The sequence below is a fragment of the Humibacillus xanthopallidus genome (genome assembly GCF_006717145.1).
Lineage (GTDB): Bacteria > Actinomycetota > Actinomycetes > Actinomycetales > Dermatophilaceae > Humibacillus > Humibacillus xanthopallidus.
Genome location: NZ_VFQF01000001.1, coordinates 60,305 through 75,627, shown reverse-complemented (window position 1 = coordinate 75,627; position 15,323 = coordinate 60,305). Strand labels below are relative to the sequence as shown.

General features: G+C 71.1%; 14 protein-coding genes and 1 tRNA gene. All 15 read right to left on the bottom strand.

Translation table 11 applies throughout. From position 1 onward, the window contains the following. Window positions 1-238 precede the first annotated feature (238 nt). The gene (thrB, locus tag FHX52_RS00295; protein ID WP_141818912.1) at window positions 239-1,195 is read right to left on the bottom strand and encodes a homoserine kinase; all 957 of its coding nucleotides are present in this window, start codon (window positions 1,193-1,195) and stop codon (window positions 239-241) included. 4 nt (window positions 1,196-1,199) lie between these two features. Further along, window positions 1,200-2,294 (bottom strand): threonine synthase, encoded by a 1,095-nt coding sequence (thrC, locus tag FHX52_RS00290; protein ID WP_141818910.1) that lies wholly within the window; start codon window positions 2,292-2,294, stop codon window positions 1,200-1,202. Continuing rightward, a complete protein-coding gene (locus FHX52_RS00285; protein ID WP_141821942.1) occupies window positions 2,294-3,598 on the bottom strand; it encodes a homoserine dehydrogenase in 1,305 nt (434 codons plus the stop codon). Before FHX52_RS00285 ends, thrC begins: the two co-directional genes overlap by 1 nt. A gap of 115 nt (window positions 3,599-3,713) precedes the next feature. Further along, window positions 3,714-5,132, bottom strand: a complete 1,419-nt coding sequence (gene lysA, locus FHX52_RS00280; RefSeq protein ID WP_141818908.1) for a diaminopimelate decarboxylase — start codon at window positions 5,130-5,132, stop codon at window positions 3,714-3,716. A gap of 2 nt (window positions 5,133-5,134) precedes the next feature. Beyond that, window positions 5,135-5,935: a DALR anticodon-binding domain-containing protein gene (locus tag FHX52_RS00275; protein ID WP_141818906.1), complete on the bottom strand. Its 801-nt coding sequence runs from the start codon at window positions 5,933-5,935 to the stop codon at window positions 5,135-5,137. Between the two features lie 55 nt (window positions 5,936-5,990). Continuing rightward, a complete protein-coding gene (locus FHX52_RS00270; protein WP_141818904.1) occupies window positions 5,991-6,857 on the bottom strand; it encodes an ion transporter in 867 nt (288 codons plus the stop codon). A gap of 150 nt (window positions 6,858-7,007) precedes the next feature. Continuing rightward, window positions 7,008-7,079, bottom strand: a tRNA-Arg gene (locus FHX52_RS00265). Window positions 7,080-7,151: 72 nt separating this feature from the next. Further along, window positions 7,152-8,894 carry an allophanate hydrolase gene (gene atzF, locus FHX52_RS00260; RefSeq protein ID WP_221630389.1) on the bottom strand — a complete coding sequence of 581 codons (1,743 nt, stop codon included), beginning with the start codon at window positions 8,892-8,894 and terminating at the stop codon, window positions 7,152-7,154. Window positions 8,895-8,899: 5 nt separating this feature from the next. Next, a complete protein-coding gene (locus tag FHX52_RS00255; protein ID WP_281287857.1) occupies window positions 8,900-9,241 on the bottom strand; it encodes an AtzH-like domain-containing protein in 342 nt (113 codons plus the stop codon). Window positions 9,242-9,285: 44 nt separating this feature from the next. Beyond that, window positions 9,286-10,926 (bottom strand): SulP family inorganic anion transporter, encoded by a 1,641-nt coding sequence (locus FHX52_RS00250; RefSeq protein ID WP_141818900.1) that lies wholly within the window; start codon window positions 10,924-10,926, stop codon window positions 9,286-9,288. 173 nt (window positions 10,927-11,099) lie between these two features. Next, window positions 11,100-11,792, bottom strand: a complete 693-nt coding sequence (locus tag FHX52_RS00245; protein ID WP_141818898.1) for a cysteine hydrolase family protein — start codon at window positions 11,790-11,792, stop codon at window positions 11,100-11,102. Next, window positions 11,789-12,556: a biuret amidohydrolase gene (gene biuH / locus FHX52_RS00240; RefSeq protein WP_246069541.1), complete on the bottom strand. Its 768-nt coding sequence runs from the start codon at window positions 12,554-12,556 to the stop codon at window positions 11,789-11,791. The genes FHX52_RS00245 and biuH overlap by 4 nt, the downstream gene beginning before the upstream one ends. Before the next feature lie 114 nt (window positions 12,557-12,670). Further along, window positions 12,671-13,333 (bottom strand): GntR family transcriptional regulator, encoded by a 663-nt coding sequence (locus FHX52_RS00235; RefSeq protein WP_221630382.1) that lies wholly within the window; start codon window positions 13,331-13,333, stop codon window positions 12,671-12,673. An 85-nt stretch (window positions 13,334-13,418) separates the two neighbouring features. Beyond that, window positions 13,419-14,486 carry a 1-acyl-sn-glycerol-3-phosphate acyltransferase gene (locus FHX52_RS00230; RefSeq protein WP_246069540.1) on the bottom strand — a complete coding sequence of 356 codons (1,068 nt, stop codon included), beginning with the start codon at window positions 14,484-14,486 and terminating at the stop codon, window positions 13,419-13,421. Then, window positions 14,483-15,313: a patatin-like phospholipase family protein gene (locus FHX52_RS00225; RefSeq protein ID WP_246069539.1), complete on the bottom strand. Its 831-nt coding sequence runs from the start codon at window positions 15,311-15,313 to the stop codon at window positions 14,483-14,485. Before FHX52_RS00225 ends, FHX52_RS00230 begins: the two co-directional genes overlap by 4 nt. Window positions 15,314-15,323: the final 10 nt, after the last annotated feature.

The window sequence follows — 15,323 nt, the reverse complement described above, 5'->3', positions numbered from 1 at the left end:
GTGGTGGTTTCTGACACGAAGGATCCTTCCCCCTCGTTCGCGACCCGGCGAAGACCTCGCGGAGCCGAACTGGGGCCAGTTGTCTCTGGCCGACTGTGAACCACATCGGTGCACTGCACCGAGAGGCAGAAAGAACTGCCTCAGCGTGGGGGTGGTGCACCGGCCTGCGTGAACGCGGCGAGTGGTGCGAGGCTCAAGATACCACCCGACACCCCGACACCGGCGGCAGGAGCGCAGGTCAGCACGCGGTGACGATGGCACCTCGCACGGGCACCCCCGGCGTCAGCCGTCGCCAGCCCGCGCACCCTGCGGGGACCTGCACGCTGTCGACGGCCCCACGAGTCGTGAGCACGAGGACGCTCGGCCCAGCGCCGGAGACGACGGCGGCGTGTCCCTCGGTCCGCAGGGCATCGACGAGGCGCATCGTCTCGGGGTAGGCAGGCCGTCGCGCCTCCTGGTGCAGCCAGTCGCGGGTCGCGGCGTGGAGGTGGCTGGGGTCGGACGTCAGCGCGTGCACGAGCAGGGCGGCCCGCCCCGCACCGGCCGCCGCAGCCGCGAGCGGCACGGTCGCGGGCAGCACCGCCCGCGCTGTGCGGGTGGCGAGCTGCGTCTCGGGGACGAGCACGACGACCTCCACCTCGGGGTGCAGCGCGATCGAGGCCGTGACCGTCCGGTCACCGCGGTCGAGGCCGCTGTCGTCAGGCATCCAGCTAACCGTGAGGCCGCCGAGCACGCTCGCCGATGCGTTGTCGGGGTGACCCTCGAGGACGCTCGCGATGTGCGTCGCCAGCCCCCGGTCGAGCTCGACCGGCTCTCCCTCGGCGGGGTAGGTGTCTGACGAAAGTGCTTGCGCCGCAACGACCCCCGCAGCGATCGCGGTCGCAGACGACCCGAGCCCGCGGCTGTGCGGCACACCGTTGCGCGCCTCGATGCGCAGGCCCGCGGGGGGCTCGCACCCCAGCACCGCCCAGGTATGCCGCATGGTGGCGTGCACGAGGTGACGCTCGTCGGTCGGCACGTCGTCGGCGCCCTCGCCCGACACCTCGATGACGAGGCCCGGGGTGTCCGAGGTGGTGATGACGTAGCGGTCCCAGAGCCCGAGGGCCAGACCGATGGAGTCGAAGCCCGGGCCGAGGTTCGCGCTGCTCGCTGGCACCCCCACCAGGACGGAGCGTCCCCCGGGCACGCGGCTCACGCGGTCACCCCTCGAGACCGAGCGCCTGCGCGGCCGAGAAGGCGTCGACGGAGACGCGGGTCGGCACGATCTCGCTGCCGTCGGCCGTGCGCAGGGCCCACTGGGGGTCCTTGAGGCCGTGGCCCGTGACGGTGCAGACGATCCGAGCGCCGGGCGGCACGAGACCCTCGGCGTGGCTCGCGAACAGGCCTGCGACCGACGCCGCCGAGCCCGGCTCGACGAAGACGCCCTCCTGCGAGGAGAGGTAGCGGTGCGCCTCGAGGATCTGCTCGTCGGTGACGGCCGCGATGCGACCACCGGACTCGTCACGCGCCGCGATCGCCTGGTCCCAGGACGCGGGGTTGCCGATGCGGATCGCCGTGGCGATCGTCTCGGGGTCGTCGACCGGGTGGCCGAGGACGAGCGGGGCCGCCCCGGCCGCCTGGAAGCCCCACATGACGGGCAGGTGCGTCGCCGGACCCGGCTGGTCGCTCACGGAGGGGTCGGAGACGTACTCGCGGTAGCCCTTCCAGTAGGCCGTGATGTTGCCGGCGTTGCCGACGGGCAGGCAGTGGATGTCGGGAGCGTCGCCGAGGGCGTCGACGACCTCGAAGCTCGCCGTCTTCTGGCCCTCGATACGCGCCGGGTTGACCGAGTTGACGAGCTCGACGGGGTAGGCCTCCGCGAGCTTGCGCGCGAGGGTGAGGCAGTCGTCGAAGTTGCCGTCGACCTGGAGCAGTGTGGCGCCGTGGGCGATCGCCTGGCTCAGCTTGCTCATCGCGATCTTGCCGTCGGGCACGAGGACGCCACAGGTCATGCCCGCCTTGGTGGCATAGGCCGCGGCGGACGCGCTCGTGTTGCCGGTGCTCGCGCAGATGACGGCCCTGGCGCCGCGCTTGGCGGCGAGGCTGATGGCGGTCGTCATGCCGCGGTCCTTGAAGGAGCCGGTCGGGTTGAGACCTTCGTACTTGAGGTAGACCTCGGCGCCGACCCGCGCCGACAGCTTCTCCGCGTGGATGAGCGGCGTGCCGCCCTCGTGCAGGGTCACGACGGGGGCCCCGTCGAGCATCGGCAACCGGTCGGCATACTCCCGCATCACGCCGCGCCACTGGTGGGCCATCACGAACCTTCGACGCGCATGACGGAGTTGACACCTCGCACGACGTCGAGCGTACGCAGGCGCTCGACAGTGGAGGACAGTGCGGCATCGGTCGCGGTGTGCGTGACGATGATGAGGTTGGCGCGATGGCCTCCGTCGCCCTCCTCGCGGACGAGCTGCTGGCGCACCGTCTCGATCGACACGTCGTGGTCGGCGAAGGCCGCCGCGACCTGGGCGAGGACACCGGAGCGGTCCTCGACATCGAGGCTGATGTGGTAGCGCGTCAGCGCGTCGCCCATGGTGAGCACGGGCAGGTCGGCATAGCTGCTCTCCCCCGGGCCGAGCCCACCGCCGACCCGGTGGCGGGCCACGGCGACGAGGTCGCCGAGCACGGCCGACGCGGTCGGGTCGCCACCGGCACCGCGGCCGTAGAACATCAGCTGCCCGGCGGCGTCGGCTTCGACGAAGACGGCGTTGAAGGCCTCGCGGACCCCGGCCAGCGGGTGCGACCGCGGGATCATCGCCGGGTGCACCCGGACGCTGACGCCGGCCTCGGTGCGCTCGCAGATCGCGAGCAGCTTGACGACGGAGTCCATCTCGCGGGCCGCCGCGACGTCTGACGCGGTTACCTCGGTGATGCCCTCACGGTAGACGTCGGCGCCGGAGACACGGGTGTGGAAGGCGAGCGAGGCGAGGATCGCGGCCTTGGCAGCCGCGTCGAAGCCCTCGACGTCGGCCGTGGGGTCGGCCTCGGCGTAGCCGAGCGCCTGGGCCTGCTCGACGGCGTCGGCGAAGCCGGCACCGGTCGTGTCCATCTTGTCGAGCACGTAGTTGGTCGTGCCGTTGACGATGCCGAGCACCTTGGTGACGTCGTCACCGGCGAGCGACTCGCGCAGCGGCCGCAGAAGCGGGATGGCTCCCGCCACGGCGGCCTCGTAGTAGAGGTCGACGCCGTGCTCGGCGGCCGCGGCGTAGAGCGCCGGACCGTCCTCGGCGAGCAGCGCCTTGTTGGCCGTGACCACCGAGGCGCCGTGCTTCATGGCGCTGAGGATGAGCGAGCGGGCGGGCTCGATGCCGCCGATCACCTCGACGACGACGTCGGCACGGGTGACGAGGTCGTCGGCGTCGGTCGTGAAGAGGCTCGGGTCGATGCCGAGGTCGGACCGGTCGCGCCCGGCCCGGCGCACGGCGATGCCGACGATCTCGAGTGGCGCGCCAACCCGGGCTGCCATGTCGCTGGCGTGCTCGGTGAGCAGGCGCGCGACGGCTCCGCCGACCACGCCGGCCCCGAGAAGGGCCACGCGCAGCGGTCGTTGGGTGCTCACGGCGCTATCCACGCTGCGAATCCTGCCGTCTGTCCGCCTGATGGACGCTCATTGTTTCGCGATCCGGACATCGGCGGCGAAGGATCTGCGACATCTGCGCCTCATGTCCCGCATCTCAGACGTCGAGGGCGAGCAGGTCGTCGATGGTCTCGCGGCGCACGATCACCCGGGCGCGGCCGTCGCGCACGGCGATCACGGGCGGTCGCGGGGTGTGGTTGTACTGGCTCGACAGCGACCGGCAGTATGCGCCGGTGCCGGGCACTGCGATGAGGTCGCCGGCGGTGACGTCGGCCGGCAGGAACTCGTCCTTGACGATGATGTCGCCGCTCTCGCAGTGCCGGCCCACGACGCGGGCCAGGGCGGGGGTGGCCTCGGAGGTGCGGCTCGCGAGCGTGCAGGAGTAGTTGGCGTCGTAGAGGGCCGTGCGCACGTTGTCGCTCATGCCTCCGTCGACCGACACGTAGACCCGCGACGCTCCCCCGTCGAGGTCGACCGGCTTCACGGTGCCGACCTCGTAGAGCGTGAAGGTGCTCGGACCGGCGATCGCGCGGCCCGGCTCGATCGAGATGCGCGGCACCGCGACGCCGTCTGCGCGGCACTCGCGCTCGATGATCTCGGCCATGCCGGCGGCGAGGTTCTTGGGCGGCAACGGGTCGTGCTCGGTCGTGTAGGCGATGCCGAAGCCGCCGCCGAGGTCGAGCTCGGGCAGCTCCACGCCGAGCTCCTTCGCGATCTGGGTGTGCAGACCGAGGATGCGGCGCGCCGACACCTCGAAGCCGGACGTGTCGAAGATCTGCGACCCGATGTGGCTGTGCAGGCCGAGCAGGCGCAGCGTGTCGGGCCGCTCGAGGATGCGCCGTGCCGCGTCGAAGGCGTGGCCGCCCGAGAGCGACAGGCCGAACTTCTGGTCCTCGTGCGCGGTCGCGATGAACTCGTGCGTGTGCGCCTCGACGCCGACCGTGACGCGGATGAGCACGGGTGCCACGACCCCGAGCTCGCTCGCCACGGACGACACGCGCTCGATCTCGTCGAAGGAGTCGATGACGATGCGGCTGACCCCGTGCTCGAGGGCTGCGCGGATCTCGGCGACGCTCTTGTTGTTGCCGTGCAGACCGATCCGCTCCCCCGGCACCCCGGCCCGGATCGCGACCGCCAGCTCGCCGCCGGTGCACACGTCGAGGTAGAGGCCCTCGTCGTGGATCCACCTGGCGACCTCCGTGCAGAGGAACGCCTTTCCGGCATAGAAGACGTCGGCTCCACCTGAGAGGCCGTCGAACACCTCGGCATACGTCTGCTTGAAATCCCTTGCGCGCGAACGGAAGTCGTCCTCGTCGATGACGTATGCCGGCGTGCCGAACTCGCGTGCCAGCTCGGTGACGCTCACTCCCCCGACGGTGAGCACGCCGTCGCCACCACGACCGACGGAGGTCGCCCAGAGGGAGGGGACGAGGGCGTTGACGTCGACCGGCGTCCGGAGCCATGACGGACCGCGATAACCCTCTGCGTGCAGCGCTCCGGCTTCGTGTGCGTGCATCCCTACATCCTCTCGGGGGCCGCGGCGCCGAGCCGGGCGAGTCCATTGCGCAAGACGATGCGCACGGTGTCGGCCAGCGCCATCCGGGCGCCGTGGACGTGCTCGGGTGAAGCCCCCACGAGCAGGGGCCGCGTGGGGTGGTCCCAGGCGTCGGCGAGGCGCCCCAGCTCGACGAGCGCCTGGCGGCAGGCGTGATCATCGCCGGCGTGGGCCTCGAGGCGCTGGGGCAGGTCGGCGACGGCGACGAGCAGGTGGCGCTCCGGCACGTGGGTGAGCACCTCCAGCCGGTCGGTTGCCCGCTGCTGCACCCCCGTCGCCGCGGCGTTGCGCAGCAACCGGCAGAGGCGCGCGTGAGCGTGCTGCACGCCGCGCAGCGGGTCGTCGAGGGCGCGCCACCCCGGCCGCTCGACGACGGGACGGTAGCGCCCACCCGGCCTCGCGGCATACGTCTCGGGGGCGCTGCGCACGACGTCGATGATGCTCGCGCGCACCGCGTCGTCGAGGGTGATCGCGATGAGCCCCGACGGCGCGACCTCGACGGCCTCGACCTCGCGCCGCTCCGACAGGCCCTGGGCGAGGACGCGAGCCAACGCGCGCGGCTCGAGGTCGGTGTCGAGCAGCCGCACCCAGCGCTGGGCCACGGGCGTGACCCAGTCGGCGACGACTCCCGCACCCCGCGGCTCGGCCGGCCGGAAGAGCACCCCGGCGGGTGGACCGGCCTCGGCACCCTCCGGGAGGGCCCCGACGTCCGAGGCCCGCGCGGCGACGGCCACGAGCAGGTCGCGCAGTTGCTCGGGCGTCATGGCCCGAGTCTACGAAAGGGCGCCAGCACCCTGGAGCAGCAGACGGGGCGCCGGCTCAGGCCGGGGGCGCCGACAGGATCTCGGCCTTGAAGAGCTCGAACTCCGCCTGGCTCAGCACGCCGGCACGGTGCAGCTCCCCGGCTCGGGTGAGCTGCGCGAGGCGACGGTCGCGAGCATCCTCCGCGGCGCCGGCGGTGTCGTCACTGCCAGCCTTGTCGTCCGACGTGGGAGAGAGGAAGAGGTTGGCGAGGTAGCCCGTGAGGGTGCCGAAGATCGCGACACCGAGGACGATGATGATCGTGCCCAGCACCCGGCCGGAGGTGGTCACGGGGTACTGGTCGCCGTAGCCGACCGTCGAGATCGTCACGATCACGTACCACATCGCGTCGGAGGCGGTGGTGATGTTGTGGTCGGTGGCGGTCGACTCGAGGCGCAGCATCCACAGGCTGCCGAACTCGAGGACGAGGATGGCGATGAAGAGCAGGCTGAGCAGGGCGCTGCCGGCGCGCTCACGGAGCAGGCTGCGACCGATGTTGCGCGCTCCGTAGGCCCGGAGGAGGCGGTACACGCGTGCCAGGCGGAAGAGCCTGAGGATCTTCAGCTGTGGCAGCGGCAGGCTGGCGAGCAGGTCGGCCCACCCGAAGCTGCGGAAGAAGTAGTCGGACCGCGACGGTGCCGTGCGCAGCCGCACGAGGAAGTCGATGAAGAGGATGACGCTGAGGCCCGCATTCATTGCGCTGAGGACCGCATCGAGTGCGGCCTCCCTCACGACGAGGCCCAGCACGAGGTTGACGATGGACAGGATCGACAGCGCGGCGATGAAGATCTCGTAGCCGGGGCTCTTCAGCTCGCGCCGCTCGCCCTGAGGGGAGGCCGCTTCGCCCTCGACCTCGTGGACGGCAGCGCCCTCGGTGGGTTCCATCTCAGCCTCCACGCACTCGCGACCCAGCAGGGTCGCCATCGAACCACGCGCGAGGAGCCGGCACCCGAGAAATGGCTGAGGCCCGGGGCCACACGCATCAGGGCCGGTGTGACCTCGCTTCGCAGCGGTCACACCGGCCCTGATCTTCTGTGCCCCCGGCAGGATTCGAACCTGCGCTCCCGCCTCCGGAGGGCGGTGCTCTATCCCCTGAGCTACGGGGGCGGGCACGTGTTTGCGTGCGCCCGGTGAGATTAGCAGCCGGGCGAGCCAAACGTGGAACGGGGGCGGCCGGAGTCAGCGACGGTCCCGCGCCGCAGGGAGGCCTGCGAGGTGGGCGCGCCAGCTCCCGGCCGCGCTGATGTCCGGCTCGCCCTGCGCAGCCGCGTTCGCGACGAACCCCTGGACCTCCGAGCCGTCCCACAGCCGGACGATGCCGATCTCGAGCGGCGGATCGACGTCGAGGACGAGCTGCGCGTGCAGCTCGTCCGACACCTCCCAGAGCTCGACCTCGATGCCGGCGTGGGGGCCCGTGCCGTCGTCGAGCAGCCCGGGGCGGGGTATGGCGCCGTCGATGCGGACCATCCGGTGGCCCGGCGCGGTGCGTCCGCGCCGGTGGAGCCGTGCACCGGCGCGGGTCAGGACGTCGTTCAGCGGTTGCCCCGAGAGGTGTGCCCCGCACACGGCGAGCAGGCGACGTCCCGACGGCACGGGAGCCCCGCCATCGGCCGCCCGCTCACCGGCGAGCAGCGAGGCCAGGTCGAGGAGCGACTCGTCCGAGAAGGCAGGCGCGACAACCTGGACACCGAACGGCAGGCCGTCAGGGCGCCGCCCGGCCGGGATGGCCACCGCGCAGAGGTCGAGGAGGTTGGCCATGTTGGTGTAGGTCCCCAGCCGGCTGTTCGTCCCGATGGGGTCGGCGGCGACAGCGCAGAGCGTCGGGTGGAACGGCGTCGTCGGCAGCAGGACCGCGTCGACGCCAGCCGTCGCGACAGCAGCCTCTCTGGCCAGCCACGCCAGACGGTGCTGAGCGGCGAAGAGGCGATCCGCCCGCATCCCCCGTGCGCCGAGGACGATCCCGCGGACGGTCGGGTCGAGGTGCGGCCCGTCCGGATCGAGCAGGTGTCCGAACGCAGCGAGTCGCTCCGCGACGAAAGGGGCGTCGTAGAGCAGGGTCGCCGCCTCGAGCATCGCCGACACGTCCACGGGCACGAGACGGACCAGCCCGGAGAAGCGTTCGAGGGCCGCCTCCCACGCGACGCGATGCCCCGGCTCCAGATCGATCGGCGCGTCCGGCACGCCGAGGACGCCCATGACCCGGGCGATCCCGGCAAGCGGAGGGCTGGGGCGCCAACGAGACCACGGGTCCTCGGGGTCGAAGCCCACGATGACGTCGTGGACGGCTCGTGCGAGGGAGACCGTCCCGGTGAAGACGGACACGCAGTCGAGGGACGGGCACGCAGGCAGCACACCTCGGGTGCTCACGAGCCCACGCGTGGGCTTGTACCCGACGAGGCCGTTGAACGCCGCCGGGACGCGCCCGCTGCCCGCGGTGTCGGTCCCGAGGGCGAAGGGCACGACACCCGCTGCCACGGCAACAGCGCTACCCGAGCTGCTGCCTCCACTGACGTGATCCTCGGAGTCCACGCTGTGACACTCGCCGTACGGCGACCGTGTGCCGACCAGCCCCGTGGCGAACTGGTCCATGTTCGTCTTGCCGATGGGGATGGCCCCAGCCGCCACGAGCAGCTCGACGACGTGCGCGCTCCGCACGGCCGGCGTCGTCAGCGTCGGGCAGGCGCCTGTCGTGGGCAGACCCGCGACGTCGATGTTGTCCTTGACGGCAAACGGCATTCCGAGCAGGGGCCGCGACACGGACGCCCCCTCCCGTTCAGACGAATCACTCTGTCCCACAAGGTGTTCCGGGTCAGCGCCGCTCGAGTCATCCAAGAAGCTGATGAAGGCCGGGTTGTCGAGCAGCCGTGCGCGCGTCACGGCGGAGTCGACGTCCCAGCGCTGGGTCGCCGGCGGATGAGTCATCGGCCTCACACCCGCTCGGAGACGTGCGCATGGACGATCCGCCACCCCGGAGGGGTCCGCAGCCAGGTCTGGCTCTGGCGCCCGACCGCGCTCGACGAGGGGTACGTGAAGAGCGTCGTCACCACGGCGAGATCATCGGCCCAGAGGTCGACCCGTGTCTCGCTGAGCAGGCGCCCGGGCGGGACCGGCGAGGCACTGTGCCGCCACCGCCGGATCGCGTCCGCACCCCAGTGCTCCTCGCCGATCCCGAAACGGATCGTCCGGGAGTCGGCTGCGAACCAGGAGTCCATCTGCGCTGTGTCGCCCGCCGACAGGGCTGCCTCGTACGCCATGAAGCATCGCCTCACCTCGTCCACCTCGGTCTCGTGAACGGATCTCGTGGACGACACGGTCAGGCCGCCCCGGTCGGCTCGGGCTCCGCCACGTCGGCAGGGCGCGAGACCATGCCCTCCTCCGCGTCGAGCTCGAGCTCGTCGGCATCCTTCTCTCGGCGAGGGAGCCTCATCATGGCGAAGGCGACGCAGACGGCCGCGGCGAAGAGGTAGCCCAGGGTGACCTCCGCATTGGCGTTGAGCTCGACCTGCTGGGCATTGATGATGCCGAAGAAGCTGAGCGCGGCCGCCCCGACGAGGTAGCCCGCAGCCCAGACGAAGTTGCGGTCGACGATGAAGGCGACCACGGCCCCGATCATCATGCCGGCGAGGACCGCGCCGCTGCCGAGGATGAGCAGGCCGTGGTAGAGGACGCTGTTGCTCTCGAGAGCGGCCTCCCCCACCTTGGCGGCAGACGTCCCGGCGGCACCGAGGGCGTTGTCGATGAGGCCTTGGGCCCATGCCGCGATGTTGGGGATGATGGCGATGACGACTGCGACGTAGTGGGCCTTCGGCACCGCGCGGAACGCCTGGGCACCGATCACGAGGCCGATGTAGAGCAGGATCGGGACGATGGCGGGAGTCGGCAGCAGCGTGTTGATCAGGCCGAACAGGCCGACGAAGCACAGCAGCGCGATGACGACACCGCTGCCGAGCGAGTAGCCGGTCCGCCCGCCGGCGGCCTTCCACCCGGGGTGACCGATGTAAACGGCGGGCGGGAACGGCGAGCCGAGCGCCGAGCCGACGATGGCACCCGCCCCGTCCGCGAGAAGAACACTCCGGAGGTTGTAGCTGTCACCGGCGGCGGCAGCGCTCTCGACGTTGCTCATGCCTTCGGTGAAGTTGTAGATCCCCAGCGGGATGGCCGTGGCGAGCAGCGGCAGGATGTCCTTGAGGCCGTTGACGAGCAGGTCGAGCTGGAGGGACGGGAGCCCGATCGCGATATCCCGTGCGGCGGACGCGACGTCGGGTGCGGACATGAACCCCCCGGCCCAGCCGATGGCCGTGCCGACGAGCAGTGCGACCAGCCCGACCGGCAGGCCGAAGGGCATCCTCACGTTGGCGAAGAAGCCGGCCAGGATGATGACGAACACGGGAAGCGCGATCCACGCGGTGTCCCACATCTGGGCTGCCGGACGCATTGAGATGAACGCCAGGGAGATGCCGGCCAGGGTGCCGAGCATCGCGGCTCGTGGCGTGAAGCGGCGGATGTAGGGGCCGACGAACGCCCCGATGACGACGATGATGCCGATGATGAAGGCCCACGCGAGGCCGGTCTGCCAGGCCTTGATCGGATCTTTGGTGGCGAGGTAGACCGGCAGCATGATGAGAAAGGTGACGATGAACATGTGGGGCACGCTGGGGCCGTAAGGCATCGCGGTGACGTCGTCGCGCTTCTCCCGATAGGCCAGCCGGCGGGCGAGATAGGTGTAGTAGACGTTGCCGATGAGCAGCTGGATCCCGAGCGCCGGGACGATGACCCCGTAGACGCTGGCCTCGGACATCCGCAGGACCCCGATGCACAGCGAGCTGAGGACGAGCACGTTGACGAGGACGTTGAAACCGAGTCCGAAGGCGGCGTTGGTGTCGCCCGGCGTCCACCACGGCAGATGGAGGTCGGGTTTCGGCGTGGGGCGGAACGGGCGGGTGAGGACGGACATGGGACTTCCTCCTTGGACGTCGGTGCTGGGCACGCAGGGATCACGCGTTGGCAGTGCAGGACCACTCGCGGGTTGCGAGGGGACCCGTCTTCTGTGGTTCTGTCGGTGGGAGCTGACGCCCGGACCATGTCGCTGGCCCTCGCGCGCTGCCCACTCATGGGGGCTGGAGGAGATCAGGCGGGGAGTGTCGTCGTGTCCGCCGTGAGGGCCGACAGGTAGGCGGCCGACGGGGCGACCCAGCCGAAGATGCCGCCCTGCGCGCTGATCATGGCCAGCGCTGCCTGCTGGAACTCCGGGAAGTACGAGCCGACGCAGTCCGACAGGACCAGGCACTCGTAGCCGCGGTCGTTCGCTTCACGCACCGTGGTGTGCACGCACACCTCGGTCGTGACTCCGGTGACGATGAGGGACGTGATGCCCGCATCGCGCAGGTGCTCGTCCAGCCCGGTCGCGTGGAAGGAACCCTTGCCCGGCTTGTCGACGACGAGCTCGCCCGGCAGGGGTGCGAGGTCGTCGATGATGTCGTGGCCGTACTCCCCACGGATGAGGATGCGACCCTTGGGACCCGGGTCGCCGATCCGCATCGACGGTGCGCCCCGCGTGAGCTTGGCGGTCGGGCAGTCCGACAGGTCGGGCAGGTGGCCCTCACGCGTGTGGATGACCGTGAGCCGGCGCTCGCGAGCATCTGCCAGCACGGCCTGGAGCGGAGGCACGACGGCCTGGAGGATTGACACGTCGTTGCCGAGCGACTCCCCGAAGCCGCCGGGCTCGACGAAGTCCCGCTGCATGTCGATGAGCACCAGGGCGGTGCTGGCCGGGTCGAAGCGGAACGGCGAGGGCGCGGCCTCGACGATGATCTCGGTCATTGCTGTTCTCCTCCGGAGGTTGCGGCGATGACGTCGGCCGCCTTTGCCACCGCACCGAAGACACCACCCTGCATCGTGACCATGTGCAGGGCAGCGTCATGGTTGGACGGGTCGGTGGCCCCCGTGCAGTCGGAGAGGACGAGGCACTCGTAGCCACGGTCGTTGGCCTCGCGCATCGTCGTGTGGACGCACACGTCGGTCGTGATGCCCGTGAGCAGCAGGTGGGTGATCTGGTTCGTGCGGAGCAGCAGGTCGAGGTTGGTGGCGTAGAACGCCCCCTTGCCCGGCTTGTCGACGACGAACTCGCCGGGGGCAGGTGCCACCTCCGGGACGATCTCCCAGCCGGGTTCGCCGCGGACGAGGATGCGTCCGCGTGGACCCACCGAGCCGATCTCGGCCCCGATCTGCGCCGAGCGCCAGCGCTTGTTCGCCGGGAGGTCCCCGAGGTCGGGAGCGTGACCCTCCCGGGTGTGGATCACGGTCATGCCGGTTGCCCGGGCGTGCTCGAGCAGCATCGCGGTGGCCGGGAGGCCCGACCGGGTCAGGCCGATGTCATAGCCCATTCGGTCGACGTAACCGCCTTGGCCGCAGAAGTCGACCTGCCAGTCGATGCAGATGACGGCCAGGTGCCGGGTGTCGACTCGACCGTCGTAGGGCCAGGCATAGGGCGTGGCCGCGACCGGTCCGACGGACCAGCTCTCGGTGCGCCCGACACGTTCGGGCGCTCGATTCACGGGGATGGTGCGTGTGTCGATCTTCCTCACCTCCTGCTCATCGCTGCTTGATGTCGATTGTCGACCGTTTGCAGGGAACGCAGGTTGCGCGGACGTAAAGGTCACGTTTCGGAACCGGGCATACCGGTCCGCCACCGGCTGTGGCTAGTGGAAGTACCGACGTGCCCCGTGGCGGTCGAGCTCATCGCCGATCCGGACGGGGTCACCCGACAGCAGCGCCTCGAGGAGCCGCTCGTGGCGACGCACGCCCTCGATGGGCGAGCTCGTGTCCGCTTCGCGCCGGAGGTTCGCCGCCATGTAGAGCTGGAGCTTGACGATGATGGGCTCGTAGGACACGAGCAGCTGTCGGTTGCCGGCGAGGGCGACGAGAGCGAGGTGGAAGGCCCGGTGCGCGTTGCTCGCCTCCAGCCGGTCGCTGCGCTGGGCGGCGTCACGCAGGGTCGCGAGGGCGGACTCGACCCCGCTGAGGTCGCGCCCCTCGAGACCCTGGTCCCCCGTCTGCGTCAGCGCAAAGCGCTCGAGCGCATTGCGCACGGCGAAGAGCTCATCGAAGTCGCGGTCGGAGTAGGTCTGCACGCGGGCACCCCGGCGGGGAAGGTGCTCGACGAGGCCCTGCTCCATGAGCAGGCGCAGTGCCTCGCGCAGCGGCGCGCGACTGATCTGGAAGCGCTGCGTCAGCTGTTCCTCGACCAGCCGCTCCCCCGGCACGAGCGCACCGGACAGGATCTCGCTGCGAAGCCGGTCGGTGGCGAGCTCGACGAGGCTCTGGGGCCGCAGCATCCCGATGGCCGACCCGTCGTTGTCCACATCCGCTCCCAACCCTGTCGCGTCCCTGCACGAAGTATGACCTCCACCCACCGGGCCCGGCCGCTGGGCCGGGGTGCGGCGCGCCTCACGGCGTCGGTGCGGGCCGTTCGAGGACCGGGTGGGCCGGCAGGCGGCCGTGCGGCAGGTCGACCGGCTGGTGCTCGTCGATCCACGCGTCGATCTGCTCCCAGCGGGTGAAGAGCCAGTCGATGCGCTCGTCGCGCCCCTGCGGCACCTCGGAGCGGGGCACCCGCCACCACCGCATGACGATCTCCTTGTCCATCGGCAGCTCGCGCCAGATGTCGGTGACCGTCACCATGTGGTCGAGCCCCGTGTGCCCGACGAGCGCGATGTCGGCCTCGGGAGCCGCGTCGAGCGCGGCGAGCACACCGCCTGGGCGGGGCGCGAGCACGTTCGTCATCCGCTCCGCCCGTCGCGCCATGGCGTGCAGCCCGAGACGGTGGAGCGAGGCGATCGCCCGGTCGCGGCGCGCCTCGGTGAAGTTGCCGCCCTCCGGGAAGATGACGAATGCGTCGTCGTCGTCGAGCCCCGTCGCGAGCTCGGTGATCTGCGCCTCGACCGCAGCACCCGCCTCTGCGGAGCCGGGGTTCGGGGAGATGAAGCGGGCCGGCAGGCGGTGCAGGAGCAGCCCGATCGCAGGGTCGAGCGCCATCGTGTCCTTGAGCACGACGCGGGGCTCGCGGCCGTACCAGTGGAGCAGCGCATAGATGAGGATGAACGAGTCGCCCGGCCCCGCGTGACGCGAGAGCACGAGGATGCCGCCGGGCTCGGTCGGTCGGGGCGGCTCGCCCTCGACGGTGATCTGCAGCCTGAGGACGCGCCGCGCCGCACGGAACATCACGACGAGGTAGCCCCGCATGAGCCCGTAGTGCGCTCGCTCGAACCACGGCCTTCGGATGGCCCAGCCGAAGCCCGATGCCAGCCACAGCACGAGCATGACGATGATCATCGCCGTCTCGAGGACCATGTGGAGCACGAGCAGCCACACGAGCCGCAGCGGGCGCAGCCGGCCCGGCACCAGGGGTGAGGCCGCTGCTGCGACGACGAGCCAGAGGGGCACTGTGACGACGAGCAGCACCGTCAGCGCGACCATCGCGACGCCGAGCGCCGTGCGGCGCAGCAAGCCCGTCACGACACCCCCGCGAGGTATGCCGCCGAGGCCAGGTGCGCCTGCTCGATCCGTCGGCCCACGGCTCCGAAGCTCCGGTAGGCGAGGATGGAGTCGTCGCCCTCACCCGTGCTCCCGGTCGGCATGACGTGCACCTCGACCCCCGCCGGAACCGCGGCGAGCTCGCGCACGTAGCGGTGGCGACGGGCGATCTCGAAGGAGACGCGAGCGACCTCCCACGGGCGTGTCGGCACCGTCAGCGGCTTCTCGGCCCGGCCCACCTGGAGGACGTAGATGCGCCTGGCCCCGAGCTCGACGGCCCGCCCGAGCGGGATCGAGTTGACGATGCCGCCGTCGAGGTAGTGCTCGCCGTCCACCTCGGCCGGGGGCAGCAGGCCGGGCACCGCGGCCGACGCGACGACCGCGTCGACGACACTGCCGGAGGTGAACCAGTGCTCCGTCGCCCGCTCGATGGAGGCCGCGCAGCACTGGAACGGCACGGCGAGGTCGGCGAAGGTCCGGTCGCCCAGCTCCTCGGCGATGCGCTGGCGCAAGGGGTTTGCCGAGTGCAGGTGCGTTCGGGTGCGCATGGCCCGGGCGGCCTGGCGCAGCACGTTGTCGCCGTAGATCTCGCGCCCCTCCGACGCACTGCGCCACAGGCCGACGAGCCGGTCGACGACAGCCGGCGTCGGATCCGCTGCGACGAGAGCACCGTTGAGCGCACCGACCGACGTGCCCACGACGAGGTCCGGCCTGATGCCGGCGTCGAGCAGAGCGCGCAGCATGCCGACCTCCACGGCGCCGAGCAGCCCGCCACCACCGAGCACGAAGGCCGTTCGTCGCGTCTCCACGCACCGACGC